The sequence below is a fragment of the Chloroflexia bacterium SDU3-3 genome (assembly GCA_009268125.1).
Lineage (GTDB): Bacteria > Chloroflexota > Chloroflexia > Chloroflexales > Roseiflexaceae > SDU3-3.
In genome coordinates, this window is the sequence record WBOU01000005.1 from 33,733 (window position 1) to 52,918 (window position 19,186).

Below are 19,186 nucleotides of genomic sequence, written 5' to 3' on the forward strand. Positions count from 1 at the left end.
GCGGGGCGCGGCCCACACCGCGCCCCGCCCAACCACAGCAGAACGGCACCGCCGCCGCCCTAGCAATGTCGCCAGATCGCAGCCCACCCTCTGCCCTCTGTGCGCAGCATGGCGCAGGCCCAGCGGCAAAAATTGAAACAGCCGCTGGCCTATGCTATCATTCCAGCTAAGCATCCACCACATCCATGCAAATAAGGCAAGAGGACACCAATGGCACGGGATGAGGACGACTACGGCAGGCACGATCGGACCACCCAATCGGCACGCCGCCCCAACGACCAGGCAACCGAACGAATGTCTCAGCGCGAGATCCCCCAGGGCGAGCCGCTTCGTTCCGACTGGCTAAGCTCGCGCACCGCAGGGCGACCCAGCCGCCGACGGGCGAGCACCGTCCCTTCATCCCGCCAGGAGTTCGCGCTCTGGCTCCAGTATGGCGGCTGGCGCACGGTGCTGATCATCGCCGGTGCCGCCTTCGCCACCATCCTGCTGCTGATCGTGGTCGTCAATGGGGCCAGCAAGAACAATGCGGGCACGCCACCCGACAGCGGCGTGGGCGTCAACGGCCAGGTGGTCCCCACGCCCAACCCGTTCGGCCAGCCCACGGTCACGCCCGCCGCGCCCCCGCCCGCCGCTGCGACAGGCCAGTTCCGCGTGAAGGGCACCGATGGCGAGGGCCTGTTCCTGCGCTCTGCGCCGGGCACCAGCGGCTCGACGCCGATCGATGTGCTGCCCGACGGCACCATCGTCACCGTGATCGGCGACGACGAGATCGGGCAGGACTACACCTGGAAGCACATCCGCGCGCCCAGCGGCAAAGAGGGCTGGGCCGCCGCCAAGTTCCTTGAGCAGGTGCAGTAGCCCCTCGCATGCGCGCGGCCCCGCATGGCAAGCCATGCGGGGCCGCTTTGTATCGCGCTGCCGCCCGGCTAGGGCAGCAGCGCTGCCTCTAGCACCTCATCCATCTGCTCCACATACACAAAGCGCAGCTGGCGCTTGACCGAGGTCGGCACGTCGATCAGGTCGCGCTTGTTCTTGGCGGGCACCACCACCGTGCGGATGCCAGCGCGGTGCGCGCCCAGCACCTTCTCCTTCAGCCCGCCGATCGGCAGCACCCGCCCGCGCAGCGTGATCTCGCCCGTCATCGCCACCTCGCGCCGCACCTTCCGCCCCGACAGCGCCGAGATCAGCGCGGTGGCCAGCCCGATCCCCGCCGACGGCCCCTCCTTGGGGATGGCCCCCTCGGGCACATGCACGTGGATGTCGAGCCGGTCGAACTGGCGCGAGTCCAGCCCCAGGCGCTGGGCGTTGGCGCGGGCGTAGGTCAGCGCCGCCTGCGCCGACTCGCGCATCACATCGCCCAGGTGGCCGGTAAGCAGCAGCGCGCCCTTGCCCTCCATCACCGAGACCTCAATGGCCATCACATCGCCGCCCTTGGCGGTCCAGGTCATGCCGGTGGCCACGCCCACGCCATCCTCGCGCTCGGCCAGGCCGTGGCTATAGCGGGCTGGCCCTAGGAACTGGCTGATGTGCTGCCCCTGCACACGGTGCGGGAAGCTGCGCATCTCGGCCACCCGCCGCGCGATCTTGCGGCACACCGCGCCGATCTCGCGCTCGAGGTTGCGCACGCCCGCCTCATAGGTGTAGTGGCGGATGATCTGCCGCAGCGCCGAGTCGGTAAACTGCACACCCATCGCTTCGAGGCCGTTGGCCTCGATCTGCTTGGGCACCAGGAAGCGCTGGGCGATCACCAGCTTCTCCTGCTCGGTGTAGCCCGAGAGCGTGATCACCTCCATGCGATCGAGCAGCGCCGCCGGGATGGGGTCCAACAAGTTGGCGGTGGCGATAAACAGCACCTTGGAGAGGTCGAACGGCACATCGAGATAGTGGTCGCGGAAGGTGGTGTTCTGCTCGGGGTCGAGCACCTCCAGCAGGGCCGCCGCCGGGTCGCCGCGGAAGTTCGCGCCCAGCTTGTCGATCTCGTCGAGCATGAACACCGGGTTGCTGGTCTCGGCCTCTTTCATGGCCTTGATCACCCGCCCCGGCATCGCGCCGATGTAGGTGCGCCGGTGGCCGCGGATCTCGGCCTCGTCGTGCACGCCGCCCAGCGACGCCCGCACGAAGGTGCGCTCCAGCGCCTCGGCGATCGAGCGGCCCAGGCTGGTCTTGCCCACGCCGGGCGGCCCCACAAAGCACAGGATGGGCGACTTCTGCTTCTCGCCCGCCAGCTGGCGCACAGCCATAAACTCAAGGATGCGCTCCTTCACCGAGTCCAGCCCATGGTGGTTGAGGTCGAGCACGTGTGCGGCCTCCTCCAGATCGTAGCGGTCGTCGGTCAGGTTCATCCACGGCAGGTCCAGCAGCCAGTCGATGTAGGTGCGCACGATGCCGTACTCGGGCGAGGCGGGCGACATCGCCTCCATCCGGTCGATCTCCTCCATGGCCTTCTCGCGGATGTTCTCGGGCATCAGCTCGATCATCACGCGGGTGCGCAGCTCGCCGATCTCGTGGGTGAGCGGGTCTTCCTGGCCAAGCTCGCGCTGGATGGCCTTCATCTGCTCGCGCAGGAACAGCTCGCGCTGGTTGCGGTCGACCTCTTTCTGCACCTGGGTGTGGATGCGGCTCTCCAGCTCCAGCACATCCAGCTCCTGGGTCAGCATCACCGAGAGCCGCCGCAGCCGCTCCTCGGGGTCGAGCGTCTCCAAGATCTCCTGGCGGCGCGGCACATCCAGCGGCATGGTGGAGGCGATTAGGTCGGCCAGCCAGCCGGGGTCATCCACGTTCATCGCCATCACGTACGAGTCGTCGGGCAGCGTGCGCGAGAGCTTCACCACCCGCTCGAACAGCGACAGCACCGCGCGCATCATAGCCTCGACGGCCAGGGTGCGCTCCTCCTCGCTGAAGATCGGCTCGACCCGCGCGTGCAGGCAGGTGCCGCCATCCTCAAACGAGCGGATGCGCACGCGCCGCTGGCCCTGCACCACCACCGAGGTCGAGCCATCGGGCATCTTCAGCATACGCTGCACCAGCGCCTCGACGCCGATGGTGAACAGATCGGCTGGCCCCACCTCATCCACATCCTGCTCGCGCTGGGACACCGCCACGATCCGCCGGTCGGCGGCCATCGCCTCCTCAACTGCCTGCATCGAAGGCTCGCGGCCAACAAACAGCGGGCTGAGCATATGAGGGAAGAGCACCGTGTTGATCAGCGGCAGGACCGGCAGGTCGGACTCGCCGCCCTGGCCCTGGCTAAATGCGGCATCAGGGTTCTGCGGGAAGTCAAACAGGATGGGTGGCTCGTTGGGCATGCTGCACCTAATGCACAAACTTCTGCACTGTCTGAATTATAGCATAGCGCAGCCGCCCTAGCCGGAGCCAGCCCGCGTGGCTACGCTGCCCTGGCAGGAAAGCGGCCAAGGTAGCCGCCCAGCGCCGCCGCCAGCCAGCCGAGCAGCACGCTAAGCACCAGCAGGCGGGTGGACAGGCCGCCCAGAACCACGTTCATCAGCACATCAACCGCGCCCAGCAGCACCCCGTGCAGCAGGCCATCCTGCTGGGCAACCCGGCCCGCCGCGTAGCCGCTGGCCAGCATCACCACCACGCTCACCGACAGCAGCGCGGCGGCCACCGGGCTGCCCAGCGTGCCATAAGCAATATCATCTTGGCTGAAAAAGCCCCCCAGCATCACCGAGAGCAGGAAATCAACTGCGTAGCCGATCGCTATCGCCCGCCAACTGATAGACATAGCACGTCCTTCTATTCCAAACGCCATATCCCTATAGCATACCAGCAACCGCCGATCGTGTGGCAGGACACCTACCCATAGGCCTATGCGTTCTCCAAAATGCTTGAGTGAGATGGAAGCAAACAAACGCCGCAGGTAGGAGTGGCTTCGTGTTGTGGTTAAAACATACTGCCGAACGAGGGCGCAGCGACCTACACCAGCCTATAGGCCTATTGACGAGAGGAACCGAAGTTCTGGTTTTAAAAGGAAAGCAGTATGCTATAATTGCTACGATTGTTCTTTCCGCAATGGAGCGCGGCGTGATCGAATCAAGCCTTATCTCAACCGATATGCTGGTGGACGATCTGCGGCAGCTCTGTGCCATCCCCACAAGCACCGACCAGAGCGAATCAACCACCGCAGCCAGCCACATCGCCACGCTTATGCGGCTGCGCGGCCTCCAGGCCGAGATCATCCCCACCGCCGGCGCACCGCTGGTAGTGGGTCGGCGTGCTGGGCGCAGCCCCTTCACCCTGCTGCTCTACCACCACTACGACACCGCCCCGGCTGGCCCGTGGCGGGCATGGAACCACGAGCCATTTCTGCTGGCCGAGCGCGAGGGCTACCTCTACGGTCGCGGCGTAGCCGACGGCAAAGGCCCGCTGGCCGCCCACCTGGCCGCCATCGCTGGCGTGATCGCCGCCGAGGGCGAGCTGCCGATCGGCGTGGTGGTGGTGGCCGAGGGCGAGGCGCTGCAGGGCAGCCCCCACCTGGGCGCGCTGGTGGCCGAGCACCGCCAGAAGTTCCGCGCCGACGCCTGCCTGGCCACCGCTGGCGAGCGCGACATGAGCGGTAACCCGATCTGCTACGGCGGCGCGAAGGGCCTGCTGCAGGCCCGGCTCACCGCTGTGGGCGCGAACCAGATCTTGCCCGCAGGCCTGGCCGCCACCGTGCCCAACCCGATCTGGCAGATCACCTGGGCGCTCGCCCAGATCAAAAGCAGCGACGAGGAGATCCTGATCGAAGGGTTCTACGACGATGTCGAAAGCCCCAACCGGGTCGAGAACCAGCTGCTGCGCGCGGTGCGTGTCGATGAGGCCAAGCGCCTTGAGGCCTGGGGCATCGAGCACTTCCTGTTCGACATGAGCGGGGCCACGCTCACCACCGCCGAATCGACCCTGCCCACCTGCAACATCAGCGCGCTCAGCGTCGAGCCACAGTCCGAGATCGCGGGCGTGCCGATCGTGGCCACCGCGCGGATCGATTTCCAGCTCGTGCCGCGCCAGCGCCCCCAGGTCATCCTCGACCGCCTGCGCGAGCACATGAAGGAGAAGGGCTTCGACACCATCAACGTCGAGCGCATGAACGGCGGCTACCCCGCTGCCGCAACCCCGCCCGACCACGCCTTCGTCCAGCGCGTCCGCGGCATCGGCCAGCAGACCCACGGCGAGCCATTTGTGCGCCTGCCGTTCGGGCCGTTCGCCCTGCCGCTCTACTTCTTCGCCGAGGCGTTCGGCATGCCGCTGGCGGTGGTGGGCTGCGCCCGCCAGGACAGCGCCACCTACGGCCCCAACGAGCGCATCCCGCTGCGCGATCTGGTGCAGCACGGCCAGCTCCTGGCCGACCTCTTCACCAGCTACACCCAGAACCCCTAGGCCCTAGCCGCCAGCACGCGCATCGCCCAAACAGTGGTATTATTTGCGGCGATGCAACCAACATTTTTTACGAAGATCTACCACGGCCTTGTCGCCGAGCTGCGCGCCCTGATCGGCGCGATCCTCTCGCCCTGGCTGGCGGGCGTGCTGCTGCTGACGCTCGCCCTGCTGGCTGGCGCGGCCCAGCCCGCACAGCGCTACCATATCGAGGTGGGGTGGGAGGAAGGCGACCACGCCGACCTGCCGCTGATCGACGGCTTCTACGCCGCCGAGCCAGAGGGCCAGAAGACCACGCCCAACTACCGCTGGACCAGCGAGCGCGCCACGGTGGCGCTGCCCGGCTTCGGCGCGCGCCCGCTGGTCGCCACGCTCGCCGTGCTGCCGCTCAACCAGGAGCTGGCCGAGAAGGCCGCGAAGTCGTTCGAGGTCTGGGCGGGCGGGCAGAAGCTGGCCGATTTCCCCGTCGCGCCGCAGGGCCGCACCTACAGCTTCCTGCTGCCCAGCGCCGCCAGCGGCCAGGGCTTCGAGATCCGCTCGGCCACCATCACGCCCAGCGGCGATGCCCGCTCGATCGGCTTCGCGGTCGACCGCGTGGATGTGGCCGCCGCCGCTGGCCCGGCTCTGCCCGACCCCGCGCCTACGCTGGCCTGGCTGGGCGCGCTGGCCCTGGCCTGGCTGGGCGTGCGCCGCTGCGGGGTACCGCCGCGCCCGGCGGCGGTGGCGCTGGGCGCGCTGGGCGCGCTGCTAGCCCTGGCCGCCACGCTCGACCCGCCGCGCACCGCGCTCGGCCCCAGCGCCGCGCTCACCGCGCTGGCCCTCGGGCTGGCCCTGGTGCTGGTGCTGCGCCACGCTGTGCCAGCGCTGGCCCGCGCCGCCCGCATCCCCCTGGGGCAGGAGGCGCTGCGCTGGCTGCTGCTGCTGGCCCTGGCCGCGTTCGCGCTGCGCTACGGCGGCAAGCTCTACCCCTCATCCATGTGGGGCGATATCGGCTTCCACGCCAACCGCTTCACCGAGGTGGTGCTGGGCCGCGTGCTGCTGCTCTCGCGCAACCGTGGCGTCGATTTCCCCTACCCGCCCGCGCTCTACCAGCTGCTCGCGCCGATCATGCTGGTGGGGGTGGACATGCGCATGCTGCTGCGCGTGGGCGCTGCGGTGCTGGATGCGCTCAGCCCGCTGCTGGTCTACGCCATAGGCATGGTCGCGTTCGGCGGCACCGCGCCAGGCGCAGCCGAGGGCGAGGGCCGCACCAGCCAGCGCTGGGCGGTGGCCGCCGCCGCGCTCTACTCGCTCAGCGCCGCCACGTTTATGACCACATGGTGGAACTTCAGCACCCACATCTTTGCCCAGTTTGCCGACCTGCTGCTGATGGCCGCGCTGGTGGTGGCCGCGCCGCGCGTGCTGGCCAGCGTCGCCACCGGCAGGGCCACCAGGGGCGAGCTACTTGAGGGCGCGGTCTTCACCTCGCTCTACTCGCTGGTGTTCCTTGGCCACTTCGGCTTCTGGATGAATGTCTCGCTGCTCGGCGGTATGCTGATCATGGCCATGCTCATCCTGGCGTGGCGCGGCGCGCTGCCCTGGCGGGCGTTCTGGCGGCTGGCCCTGCCCTTCGCCCTGGCCGAGCTGATCGCGGCGCTGCTGTTCTACACCGGCTACACCAGCCTGTTCCTCGACCAGATCCGCGCCACCAGCGAGGGCGGCCTGAACGGCATGGCCGGCGGGCGCGCGCCCATCCCGCAGAGCACGCTCTGGCGCACACTCTGGGACTCGGGGTTCCGCGTGCACTTCGGCTTCTTTCCGGTGCCGCTCGCCCTGGTCGGCTTTGGGCTGTGGCTGCGATCCAAGCCCAAGGCCGCAGCGCCCGGCGACCCCTGGCCCGTGCTCGTGGCTATGATCGCGGCCACCTTCATCATCGCGCTGCTCTTCGCGGCGCTACCCTTCCTCACCGGCTCCTCGCTCTCCACCCGCTGGCTCATGTTCTCGGCCTGGGCCATCGCCATCGGCTGCATCTCCACTGTGCGCGCCACCTGGCGCTGGGGCTGGCCGGTGCGCGCTGCCTATATGCTGATGGCGGCCTACGTGCTGTGGGTCACGGCCAGCCAGTGGATCGGCGCGCTGGGCTTCCGCATCCGCCCGCCCGAACCATTCTAGGCCACTGCCCCGCCGCACCAAGGAAGCTGAGGGATAGATGCCCTCAGCTTTTTTGATCATCTGAGGGGAGACAGCCAGCGGGCCGCCGCACATCCTGCGGGCTGGTATGCCCATGCTGAAATGGCGCAGGCCCGCCAGCGCTGCCAGCCTGCTTTTCCCCCTAGCTGCCGCCAGTCCTACTAATCCGCGCCGCAGCTATCGCGCGGGCAGCTGCACTGGTTGAGCGGCCTGCTTCAGGGCCAAGAAAGCACATCCGTACGCAGAAGCAGCCCACGCAGCCACCCACGCAGCCCGCATAGCCGCCGAAACCACCCGCGCAGCCTGCGCAGTAAAGAAAAGCACGCCCCGCATACAAAAACACACGCCGCGCGACTGATGCGGGTCAGTCGCGCGGCGTGCGGCGGGCTATGGGCAAAACGGTGGAGGGAAAAGCGGGGCTAGGCTGGCCTGCGGCTGGCCACCCAGTGGTCGATCAGCTGGCGCGAGAGGCTGAGCGGGCCAGGCAGATCCGGCAGCTCATCCACGTGGAACCAGCGCGCATCATCCAGCTCGTGCGGGTCGATCACCAACTCGCCCCCGGCGTAGCTGCAGGTGAAGCCCACCATCAGCTGGGCGGGGAAGGGCCAGCCCTGGCTGCCAAAGTAGGTCACGCCAGCCACATCCACCCCGCACTCCTCCATCACCTCGCGCTGCACGCAAGCCTCTAGCGCCTCGTTCGGCTCCACAAAGCCCGCCACAATGCTGTAGCGCGCACCCCAGCCCGGCTTGTGGGTCAGCAGGATGCGGTCGCCATCGTGCACCAGCGCCAGGATGGCCGGGCTGATCTGCGGGTAGCGCGTGAAGCCACAGCTGGTGCAGCGCCGCCCCCAGTCGCCGCCCACGTGCTCCGTAGGGGCAGCGCACACCGGGCAGAACTGGCTCGTGCGCTGCCAGAACAGCATCTGGGCGGCATAGCCCGCGATGCCATACTCCTCGTCGCCCAGCGCGCCGAACAGCGTGCGCAGGTTGCGCGGCTGCCAGCCCTCGGGCAGCGGGTCGTCGCCCGCCAGGGTGCAGGCGATATATGGCACACCATCGAGCGTGCCCAGGTAGATAGGCGTGCCGCCCTGGGCATCGGCCAGCGCCGCGCGGTCGGCGATCAGCGCGATCTGTTCGCCCTCGGCCCGCACCAGCAGATCGCCATTTCGAAACAGCAGCCAGCGAGCCTCGCCCTCGGCAGGCTGCGCGGGCGGGTAGGCCCGCAGAAAAGTGCTTCGCATAGAAGAGACCTCATCGCGCTTGGCGCATAGGGGCGCGGCAGGGCACACCCGCCGCGCCAATCAGAACATACCGCTTACAGCTGGGTCAGCACCTCGGGGCCGTGCTCGGTGATCGCGATCGCGTGCTCGTACTGCGCCGAGAGCGACCCATCCGAGGTGCGCACCGTCCAGCCATCGCGGCGATCCACATACTGCTCCGGCCTGCCCATATTCACCATCGGCTCCACCGTGAAGATCATGCCGGGCATGATCTTCTGCAGCGTGCCAGCCTTGGCCACATGGGGCACCGTCAGATCCTCGTGCAGCTTTCGACCAACGCCGTGGCCCGTCCACTCGCGCACCACCGAGAAGCCCTGCGGCTCCACGTAGCCCTGGATGGCCGCGCCGATATCGCCGATCCGGTTGCCCGGCTGGGCCGCGTTGATGCCACGCCACATCGACTCCTTCGTCACCTCCAGCAGCCGCGCCGTCTCCGGCGGCAGCACGCCCACGCCATAGGTCACGCACGAGTCGCCATAGAAGCCATTCAGCTGCAGGCCGATGTCCACGCCCACAATATCGCCATCCTTCAGCGGCGTGTCGTCGGGGAAGCCGTGGCAGACCACCGAGTTGACCGACGCGCAGATCGTGGCCGGGAAGGCCGTGGCCGAGAAGCGCGGCTTGTAGCCCTTGTAGGCGGGCACCGCGCCGTGCTTGCGGATGTGGCGCTCGGCCAGCGTATCCAGCTCGCGCGTGGTCACGCCAGGGCGAATATGCTCATGCAGCAGCGCGAACACCTCGGCGGTCAGTCGGCCCGCATCGCGCATCTTCTGGATCTCAGACTGGTTATACAGAACAATCGCCATCACACACCTCACTTCTTTACCCAGCGCAAAACAGCCAGAAGACCGAGGCCGCAACGCAGCGCCCGATCTTCTGGCTGCTGGATTTTGGTACCTAAATTATAGCGCTTCTACCAGCCGCTGCACGCCAATTTCCAGCTGCGATCGCTCGGTCAGGCACGAGAGCATGATATGTGTGCCCTGCTCGTAGCCGTAGAAGTAGCCGGGGTGCACCAGCACGCCGTGGTTCAGCAGGTGGATCACCAGCTCCTCTTCGTCATCCCAGCCCTCCACCGAGGGAAACAGGTAGTAGCCGCCATCGGGCTGGTGCACGTGGATGCGCGGATTGGCCGAGAGGATCTCGATCGCGCGGTCGAGGTTCGAGCGCACCTGCGCCACCATCTGGGTGACAAACGGCCAGCCCTGGCTGAACATGTCCGGCAGCATGGCCTGCGTCAGCGAGTTCGAGCTGAGAAAGGTGTCGTTCAGCAGCTCTAACCGGTCGCCGAACGCCGCACTCGCGGGCTCGTTCAGGCCGATCCAGCCTAGCTTCAGGTCGGGCAGCGCAAACATCTTCGAGATGCCATTCAGCAGAAACACCGGCAGGCCGGGGAACAGGGCCGACAGCGGCGGGGTGGCCGGCGCGCGGTAGCTGAACTCGGCGAACACCTCATCGCAGATCAGCGGCAGCCCCAGGCGCTCCAGGGTCGGCAGCGCCTCGCGCACCACCGCGCCCGTGGGGTTGTGCGGCGACACGATCAGCACCGCCCGCGTGCGGTCATCCACCTGCACCCGCAGGCTGGCCGGGTCGATCCGCCAGTCGTGGGCCTCATCCAGCGCATAGGGCCGCAGGTCCACGCGGTAGATGTTGGCCAGGTACTCGAACAGCGGGTAGGAGACCACCGGCGCAAGCACATTGTCGCCAGGGTTGGTCAGCAGCGCGAACAGCAGACCATACGCCTCGCTGGTGCTGGCCGTCAGAAAAATATTCTCGGTCGAAAGAGTGTAGGATGGCGTCCGCCGCATATAATAGTCTGCGATCGCCTGACGCGCCGCCAGCAGCCCGCGCGGGTCTGGCTCGTAAGTCCGGCTCAGCAGGTAGCGCTCGGCGGCGGCGCGCAGCACCGCGTCGGGGAAAGTAAAGCCTTGGTGCGTTGGGTTACTGCTGGTAAGATCAATATACCCCTGCGACTCTGCTGCCTGCCGCGCTAACTCAATACGGTTGAGCGAAAGATCACCATCTGCAAAAAAACCTGTCATACGATACCACGATAAAAATCTATCAAAAAGCATAATAGCGTAAGTATACGTTCTTCACGCTAAAGCGCAAGCGGAAGCGCTCCACAGCCGCCCAAAGGCAGGCTTGAGCGCCGCGCCCAGTGGCCTGGCACACGTTCGGCAGGGCCACCTCCCATATTATAAGGTATAAGACGCCAGTGTAACACTCTATGTCAAGCCCTGCCCAGCGCAGCCCACCTTCCCCAGGGCCTATGCGTTCTGTCTGCGCTCTTTTCGCGTTTTGGCATCTTGGGGCAATTCGGTTTTTCCTTCGTGCCCTCAGCTCTTCGTGGTAAATAGGTCTTGTGTTCCTTGGTGTCTTGGTGGTAAAACGTGCTGCCGAACGAGAACGCATAGGCTCTGGCACCAGCCCAACAAAAAAACCCCGTGGCTTCTGCCAGGGATCTCTCACCGCGCCAGCGAAAGCGCCATGCCCCGAAAGCGTCCGCACCCGCGTTCAGCATGGCAGGCGCCGCCCGAGCAGGCCTAGCTGCACTCCTCTTCCGAGGGCAGCAGCGCAGGCTGCTGGCGCGCGGCCTTCATCTCCTCGCGCTGGCGCTGCAGCAGGCGCTGCAGGTGGGGCGAGTTCACCGACTGTATGGTGGTGCCGAACTGCTGCACCTGAAAATGCTGACAGTAGCGATCCTGGCGCGCGCACAGCAGGCAGCCATAGGCGTGGTTGCCGTTCGTGCCGCACAGCCGGTGCCCCATCACCGGCCCCATCGCCACGCCCAGCTCATCGGCGATCGTGGCCAGCAGCGTGCGCACATGGTGCTCGAACTTGGGTGAGAGGTGCTGCTTGCGGCCCGCCAGCCCGTGATCCCAAGTGGGCACCACCAGCCCGCGATCCTGCAGCACCGCCTCCACCTCCGCCGACATCACAATGCCCGAGAGGATGACGTGGTGCGACACATGGGGCAGCAGCTCGTGCGCAAGGCGGGTGAGCAGCTCCTCGTCGTACCAATCCTCAGTCAGCGGGCGCAGGTACCAGCAGCATGGGATGCCCAGCGCCACCAGATCTTGCAGCAGCCGCACACGCCCCGGCACCGAGGCCCGCTCGTAGCCCTCGCGCAGCGGCGGCAGGCTCACAAACACCGTCACGCGCAGGCCATTGGGCTGGGCCAGCAGCGCGCGCAGCCTGCGCAGGAAGCGCATGCCGGGGTGCACCTTGGTGGTGATATAGACCAGATTCTGCGCCCCACGGTCGATCAGGGCCTGCAAGATGGCGAGCACGCGCTCGCGGTGGGCGGGGATAAACGGGTCCGAAAAATCGCACAGCGAGATCGGGAAGCCCGCCCGGCCCTCCGAGCTAGCTAGGATGATATCCAGCAGCTGATCCATCAGATCCGCTGGGGCCTGCACCCCGGCAAATGTCTCGGGCCGGTGGTGCCAGCTGCCGTCCTGATGGCATACGCAGTAGGCGCACTCGATCGGGCAGCGGTTGTGGTTATCGGGAAGAAATGGGTTGAGGCTAAAATACTTTACAGCTCGCGCTGCATCTGGCAGACCGAGGACGGGGAAGCCAGAGACCATATATTGGCTCCCCACCCTAGAAACCCCTGCTTCAGCATCCATCCCCTGCTCTGCCATGAATTGCCTCGCCGTACTACATTACGTCGTACAAACGATTATACACGTCTGGCTTTTTACTGTCCAATGATGACCCGTGCGGTTTCGGTTACAGAATCGAAGCATTTTGGCGAATGCCACGGCAGCCCAGCCCTTGGCAAGGCCGCCTTTTATCATTCCAGCCACCGCCGCGCCAGCCACCAGCGGGGCGGATCGCACGGCACATCCATACCGCGCCACCACAGAGAAGAGATTCACACTGGGGCCATAACTGGCCAGCAAAGCGCGATCCCGAGCATTCAACTGTAAACCATTGCAAGAAAAAAGGGCCTGGCAAAATTGCCAGGCCCCAGGTCGACCCCACCCAAGCTAGAGCGCCATCGTGGTGCTCAAGGCCCGCTCTTGGCTGATCAGCGGCAGCGCAAAGCTGAAGACGCTGCCTTTACCCAGCTCGCTCTCCACCCAGATCCGCCCGCGATGCCCCTCGATGATCTGCGCGCAGATCGCCAGGCCAAGCCCCAAGTGGTTACCCTTGCTCGATGCCTGATCGTGCGCACGGTAGAAGGCGCGGAATACCTTGTCGATATCTTCTTCGGCGATGCCCACCCCGGTGTCCTGCACCCGCAGCCAGAGCTCATCCTCGTGCACCTCGGAGCGCACGCGGATGGTGCCCCCCGCCAGCGTGGCCTTGATCGCATTCTCGATCAGGTTGGTCAGCACTTGGCCGATCCGCTCACTGTCAAAGTAGCACTGGGGCAGATCTGCGGCAACATCATTGACCAACTGCAGATCGTTATTTTCGGCCTGGTACTTGAGCCGCGTAATAGTGCCAGACACCAGCATGGGCATGTCGCCGCGCTGCGGGTTCAGCACCAGCCGCCCCGACTGCACGCGATTGTACTCAAGCAGCTCGGCGATCCGGCCATTCAGTAGCTCGATCTGGCTATCGACAATCTCCAGAAACTCCTGCTGCATGTCGGTCAGCGGGCCAACCTTGCCCTGCAGCACCAGCTTCACAAAGCCATTCATGGAATGCAGCGGGTTGCGCAGCTCGTGGGCCACCATGGAGATGAACTCCTGCTTGCCGCGCTCCTCAACCTTCTGCGCGGTAATATCATGCAGCACGATCGCGATCAGCATCTCGTCATCGCTCGGCTGGCGCACCAGCGAGGCCCAGGCTTGGAAGGTGCTGCCCTTGCTCTCGTCGTCGTCGCTGTGGGTGCGCATCTCACGCGCCAGGATCTGATGCCCCTCGGTGCGCATCGCCGCAGCCAGATCCAGGATCTGCTCGCGGATCGCCGCGTTTTGGTCGGCATCCATCAGGCGTCGGCCCAGCGGATTCACAAGCACCACCTGCTGCTGGGCATCCAACACAACCATCGCCTCGGTAATATCACGCATCACCGCCTCCAGCAATTGGCGCTGCTGTTGCATGCGGCTATGAAGTTCGGCGTTCTGGATAGCGATGCCAGCCTGGGTGGCCAGCGCCGACAGATGCCGTGCGTCGGTGCTATCATAGATCCCACACTCGCGGCTCACCACAGTGAGCGCCCCCCGAACTTCACCGCTGCCCACAAACAGCGGCACACTTAGCGCGGAACAAATGGTATGGTCAAGGTTTGCAAGCACGCGATTATGTGCGCTATCGGTGATAATCAGCGGGATCTGCTTTTCCACTGTGTGCCGCGCGATCGCATCGGCCACCTGCTTGCAGATCGCCACTTCGCTGCTGGCGGTGCGATGCTCGAAGCCATCGCCGGTCGAGAGCGAGAGCGCCACCCCATGGATGCGCGCCAGCCCAAGCATCTGGATGGTGCTATCGACAATCTGTCCGAGCACCTCATCAAGGCTCAGGCTGCTGGTGATCACGCGCAGGCCCTCTTCTAGGGCGTGCTGCTCGCGCATCCTGGCCCGCAGGTCGTTGGTGCTGCGCTCCAGCTGGGCCACCCGTAGCTCGGCGGCCCGCTTCGCATCGTGCAGCTCCTGCTGAAGCTGCACATTCAGCCGCACGGTGGCGGTGCTCGACCAAATAGCAGCGATACCGAAGCCGAGGCTCCCCGCCAGCAGCGCCAGGGCGGCATACTGATCCTGCGGCGGCTGTGCCGCAAACGGCGTGGCGAGGATCACGAAAAAGAGGTAGAGCGGGCCAAGCAGGAACGGCACCGCAGTGGCCACTGGGGTGATCCGGTAGACCGATAGCGCCCGAAGCGCCACCAGGGCAAACAACGGGTAGAATGCGTGGCCCAGCTGATCGGACTGGTACAGCAGCAGAAGGCTAAACAGTAGATCGAGCACTAGGCTTAGGCCCACCGAAAGGGTCACCCGCAGCCATGCCATGCGCCTCAGGCCGATCAGCGCAAGGTGCGCGATGCTGTAGGCCATGGCCTCATTCCAGATAAGGGGGGTTGTCAGCAGGGCGCTCGACCACCACGCCATGGCAAACGCTACGAGCGGTGTGAGCGTATACATCAGCTGGCGGCGAGCATGTGCCCATGGCCACCCTGGGGCCGATGATGCATTGCCAGCAACCATATTCATAGCTCCTACTGATAGCGCTGCGGCAAAACCAACAGCCGCTGTGGCCATGCCGCTGCTACCTGCATGTCGTCATCCTACGGCCCATAGTCATCCCTTCCGACTGGTGGCTACGCCTCGAACTTATAGCCGAGATTGCGCACGGTGATGACATGCTTGGGCGAATCTGGCTCTGGCTCGATCTTCGAGCGCAGCCGCCGGATATAGACCGCCACCAGGTTGCTCTCGCCCTCGTAGTCATAGCCCCACACCTTGCTCAGGATCTGGCTGGTGCTCAGCACGCGGCCCGAGTTCTTCATCAGGTAGTAGAGCAGGCGGAACTCAAGCGGGGTCAGCTCGACCACGCGGCCATCGCTGAACAGCACCTTGTGCTCGACCGGGTCGAGTGTGATCTCGCCCTGGCTGAGCCGCGCCGAGGGGTTGAGCATGTCGCTGTTGCGGCGGCGCAGCACCGCCTCGACGCGGGCCAGCAGCTCAGATGGCTCGAAGGGCTTCACCAGGTAGTCGTCGGCCCCGATCTGCAGCCCTGTCACACGATCTTGCAGCTGGCCACGGGCCGACAGGAAGATGATCGGAACATCGGATGTGCGCCGGATCTGGCGGCAGACATCAAAGCCATTGGTCTTGGGCATCGATACATCCAGCAGCACCAGATCTGGCTGGCTCTGCTCTATCGACTGCATGATCGAGGGGCCATCGTAGGCCTTTAGAACACGGTATCCAGCTTCTTCGAGAAGGAAGGAGGTGAGTTTAACACTTGGAAGGTCGTCGTCTGCAACCAGAATATGCATACTATTTACTCCTCGCCATGGTATGGTATGACACGCATAGCCAGCGCTCTGTTGTACTAAACTCTCGACTTTGGAGGGATGGGGCACACTGCTGCAATCTTACGCATGTGCTCTACTCTATATTAACAGCAATTGTGACCAAACAGTTACGTATGTGTCTTTCTTGTATAAGACATAAGTCCCAGCCAACTACAGGACTAACATAAAGATTCGCTGCCTGGACAATTATGAGCGACATTTTCACTCTTTTTAGCGGGCCTCTTTTCTCTTCTAGAAAATATCTATTGGCCTTCTATCGATCAGCAGGTGTAAATATTTTATTGTTGCCTTCATTGTGTCCGCGCAGCAGGAACCGAAAAGCGCCCTTTTTTTCAGGTTCATCATGTAACTGTTTTGTTATGCTGTTGATCACAAGATAACAGAGTACTCAAGCTAGCACCCTCGCCGATTCACCATGTTGACAGATAGCATAGGCACTGTAGCAAAATCTCTGGCCAGAATCAACCGCCTAAGATCGGGAATTAGTCCTGTTTTGCGCATGGGCAGGCCATGGCGGCGATCCGAGTGGATCTTGACACCCTGCGCGCTCCGTGCTAGGATACGCGCAGTTTATCAAGGGAATCGCCTTATGACAAATTCTTCACAGAGCACCTGCTGCGACTATTACCCCCGAGCATCTCAATCCTGATCATGCTCCACGGTTGTATGTCGCAATAAGATGGAAGAGACCACACGTGGACAACACCGTCCACGTTTTTTGTTGCACAGGGGGCAGTATGGCCGATATATACGATGAACTCCTCTCGCGTGGGGTGGCCGAGGTGCTGGTGGCGAGCGAGCTGCGCGCCAAGCTGCAGAGCGGCAAGAAGCTGCGGCTGAAGCAGGGCTTCGACCCGACGAAGCCCGATATGCATATTGGCCACGCCGTAGGCCTGCGCAAGCTGCGCAAGTTCCAGGAGCTGGGCCACCAGGTGGTGCTGGTGGTGGGCGACTGGACGGCCCAGATCGGCGATCCCTCGGGCCGCGATGAGACCCGCCCGCGCCTCACCGCCGAGGTGGTGCAGGAGAACGCCCGCACCTACATGAAGCAGTTTTTTAAGGTCGTGGATGAGTCGCAGACCGAGGTGCGCTGGCAGTCGGAGTGGTACGGCAAGTTCAAGCTGATCAACGCGCTCGATCTGGCCGGGCGCTTCACGCTGGCCCAGATGCTGGCCCACGAGACCTTCCGCAAGCGCTACGAGGAAGGCGCGCGCCTGAGCATCCTAGAGCTGATGTACCCCATGCTGCAGGGCTACGACTCGGTGGCGATCAACGCCGATGTCGAGTTCGGCGGCACCGACCAGAAGTTCAACAACCTGGCGGGCCGCGAGCTGCAGGGCCAGATGGGCCAGACCCCGCAGGACATCCTGCTGGTGCCGCTCATCCCCGGCACCGACGGGCGCAAGATGGGCAAGACCTTCAACAACACCATCGATGTGCTGATGCCGCCCTTCGAGATGTATAGCAAGGTGCTCTCGATGACCGACGACGTGATGCCGCTGTACTACGAGGTGCTGACCGACGAGCCGCTGGCCGACATCGCCCAGATGAAGCAGGCCATGGCGGCGGGCACGGCCAACCCCATGGACTTCAAGATGAAGCTGGCGCGGCTGGTGGTCGACCAGTTCCACGCCATCGGCGAGGGCGCGCAGGCCGAGGCCGAGTGGATCAAGCGCTTCCGCGAGCGCGAGATGCCGACCGATATCCCGAGCTTTGCGATCAGTGCGCCGATCGCGATCATCGACCTGATGCTGGCGGCGAGCATGGCCGCGAGCAAAAGCGAGGCGCGGCGGCTGATCGACGGCGGCGGCGTGCGGCTGGGCGGCGAGAAGGTGGAGGGCTACGATGTGGCCGTTTCGCCCGACAAGGCCCCGGTGGTGCTGCAGGTGGGCCGCCGCAAGTTTGTGCAGATCGTGGCGCAGTAGCGCTGGTGGGCAGGGCCTGGGGCGGCATCGCGATGCTGCCCCAGGCCTTTTTTAGCGCCCGTAGGCGGCGGCCAGCTCGCGCAGCCGCACGTGCCGAACCCAGGCGTAGGTGTAGCACTTTTTGTCGAGGCAGTACGAGCGCAGCGTGCGCCCCTGGATGCCGGTGCCCACCTCTTTGCCCTTGCTCATATAGTCGATGCTAGCCTCCACCACCTCGTACTGCTCGGCGAGGGTGTACGAGCGCCCGCCGCGATCGACCCCGGCAAACGCGCCGACGTACAGGTTCACATGGCCCGCGACCCGGCCAGCCGTGCCCGAGGGGCCATATAGCAGCACATCGCCCGGCAGCCAGTCGTTGGGCGCTGTCACCTCGATCAGCTTGGGATTGCGGTCGGGCACATAGTAGTCGGCCATGCTGGGGTTGGCGCTGCCGCCCCATTTGATATCGCAGCCCGCGCCTGCCAGCACCAGGCTGACCAGATCGGCGCAGACGATGTCTTTGTAGTGAAAGTCGTTGGGGTTGCCCAAGAAGCGGGCGCCGTAGCACATCTGCCGAAGGTTGGCCGGCAACAGGTCGAAGGTCTGGGCATCATCGCCCAGCGTGAAGAGGGCCAGGTCGATCACGCGGCGGGCCTTCTCGGGCAGCGAGCCATAGTCGGCGCGGGCGGTGCGCACCGTGCCGCTTGCGCCCCAGGCGGGCGCGAAGGTGGCTGGCTGGCTAGGCTGGGCCGCAAGCGGCATCAGCTGGATGTGCTGCGTAACCGCGCCGTTCAGCATCAGCGGCAGCACGTAGCGCACGTAGCCATCCACCTCCACCTGCAGCTCGCACACGGCTGGCGATCCACCCAACGTAAGCTGGTAGCCGCCCTGCGCGTCGGTGGTGGCCTCGATTGTGGCGCGCGGCGCGGCATCGCTCTGCGGGATGAGGTAGGTGCGCTCGGGCCTGAACACGCGGCCATCGGCCACCAGCTGGGGATTGTAGAGCAGCGCCTGATCGCGAAACTGATCCCAGGTGATACCGGGCACCTTGCCCTGCACCTCTTTCACCCAGCAGTCCCACCGCGACCCCGAGAACCCCAGCAGCCGCCGCGTCCAGGTGAGCGGCACCACCGCCTGCGCCTCGGGGATGAGGTAATCCTGCGCTGGCTTAAACACGCGACCATCGGCCACCAGCTGGGGGTTGTGCAGCAGCGCGCCGTCGCGAAACTGGTCCCAGGTGATACCGGGCACCTTGCCCTGCACCTCTTTCACCCAGCAGTCCCACCGCGACCCCGAGAACCCCAGCAGACGCCGCGTCCAGGTGATCTGCTGGCCCTGCGGCATTGCGGCAGCAGCCGCGCCCAGCGCCGCCGCCGGGCCAACCAGGCGCACCGAAACCCCGGCAATCGGCGCAAGGGTGGTGGCTCCGACAACCCGTCCAGACAACATCATTGGTGGCATCTATC

13 protein-coding genes are annotated in these 19,186 nt (G+C 65.1%); 4 read left to right on the plus strand and 9 right to left on the minus strand.

From position 1 onward, the window contains the following. Window positions 1-210: 210 nt before the first annotated feature. Window positions 211-858, plus strand: coding sequence for an SH3 domain-containing protein (locus tag F8S13_09560; GenBank protein ID KAB8143261.1), 648 nt, complete (start codon window positions 211-213; stop codon window positions 856-858). A gap of 68 nt (window positions 859-926) precedes the next feature. Here the strand turns inward: F8S13_09560 and lon are convergent, their stop codons facing one another. Then, window positions 927-3,305 (minus strand): endopeptidase La, encoded by a 2,379-nt coding sequence (lon, locus tag F8S13_09565; GenBank protein KAB8143262.1) that lies wholly within the window; start codon window positions 3,303-3,305, stop codon window positions 927-929. A gap of 80 nt (window positions 3,306-3,385) precedes the next feature. Further along, window positions 3,386-3,742 (minus strand): hypothetical protein, encoded by a 357-nt coding sequence (locus F8S13_09570; GenBank protein KAB8143263.1) that lies wholly within the window; start codon window positions 3,740-3,742, stop codon window positions 3,386-3,388. 299 nt (window positions 3,743-4,041) lie between these two features. Here F8S13_09570 and F8S13_09575 point away from each other — a divergent pair, with 299 nt between their 5' ends. Together F8S13_09575 and F8S13_09580 are read left to right on the plus strand one after the other, a co-directional pair. After that, the gene (locus F8S13_09575; protein ID KAB8143264.1) at window positions 4,042-5,376 is read left to right on the plus strand and encodes a M20/M25/M40 family metallo-hydrolase; all 1,335 of its coding nucleotides are present in this window, start codon (window positions 4,042-4,044) and stop codon (window positions 5,374-5,376) included. 51 nt (window positions 5,377-5,427) lie between these two features. After that, window positions 5,428-7,524, plus strand: a complete 2,097-nt coding sequence (locus F8S13_09580) for a hypothetical protein (protein ID KAB8143265.1) — start codon at window positions 5,428-5,430, stop codon at window positions 7,522-7,524. A 437-nt stretch (window positions 7,525-7,961) separates the two neighbouring features. Here the strand turns inward: F8S13_09580 and nudC are convergent, their stop codons facing one another. The 6 genes from nudC to F8S13_09610 all read right to left on the minus strand — a co-directional run bounded on the left by nudC (window position 7,962) and on the right by F8S13_09610 (window position 15,777). Then, a complete protein-coding gene (gene nudC, locus F8S13_09585) occupies window positions 7,962-8,783 on the minus strand; it encodes an NAD(+) diphosphatase (protein ID KAB8143266.1) in 822 nt (273 codons plus the stop codon). A gap of 74 nt (window positions 8,784-8,857) precedes the next feature. Beyond that, window positions 8,858-9,628, minus strand: coding sequence for a type I methionyl aminopeptidase (gene map / locus F8S13_09590; protein KAB8143267.1), 771 nt, complete (start codon window positions 9,626-9,628; stop codon window positions 8,858-8,860). A 96-nt stretch (window positions 9,629-9,724) separates the two neighbouring features. Beyond that, a complete protein-coding gene (locus F8S13_09595; GenBank protein ID KAB8143268.1) occupies window positions 9,725-10,864 on the minus strand; it encodes a pyridoxal phosphate-dependent aminotransferase in 1,140 nt (379 codons plus the stop codon). A 504-nt stretch (window positions 10,865-11,368) separates the two neighbouring features. After that, on the minus strand, window positions 11,369-12,223 hold the full coding sequence (locus F8S13_09600) for a hypothetical protein (protein ID KAB8143269.1): 855 nt from the start codon (window positions 12,221-12,223) through the stop codon (window positions 11,369-11,371). Between the two features lie 597 nt (window positions 12,224-12,820). Further along, entirely contained in the window at window positions 12,821-15,037 is a 2,217-nt protein-coding gene (locus tag F8S13_09605; protein ID KAB8143270.1) for a GAF domain-containing protein, read from the minus strand. 59 nt (window positions 15,038-15,096) lie between these two features. Then, the gene (locus tag F8S13_09610; protein ID KAB8143271.1) at window positions 15,097-15,777 is read right to left on the minus strand and encodes a response regulator transcription factor; all 681 of its coding nucleotides are present in this window, start codon (window positions 15,775-15,777) and stop codon (window positions 15,097-15,099) included. Between the two features lie 776 nt (window positions 15,778-16,553). Here F8S13_09610 and F8S13_09615 point away from each other — a divergent pair. Further along, the gene (locus tag F8S13_09615) at window positions 16,554-17,741 is read left to right on the plus strand and encodes a tyrosine--tRNA ligase (GenBank protein KAB8143272.1); all 1,188 of its coding nucleotides are present in this window, start codon (window positions 16,554-16,556) and stop codon (window positions 17,739-17,741) included. Window positions 17,742-17,792: 51 nt separating this feature from the next. Here the strand turns inward: F8S13_09615 and F8S13_09620 are convergent, their stop codons facing one another. Then, window positions 17,793-19,181: a hypothetical protein gene (locus tag F8S13_09620; GenBank protein KAB8143273.1), complete on the minus strand. Its 1,389-nt coding sequence runs from the start codon at window positions 19,179-19,181 to the stop codon at window positions 17,793-17,795. Window positions 19,182-19,186 lie beyond the last annotated feature (5 nt).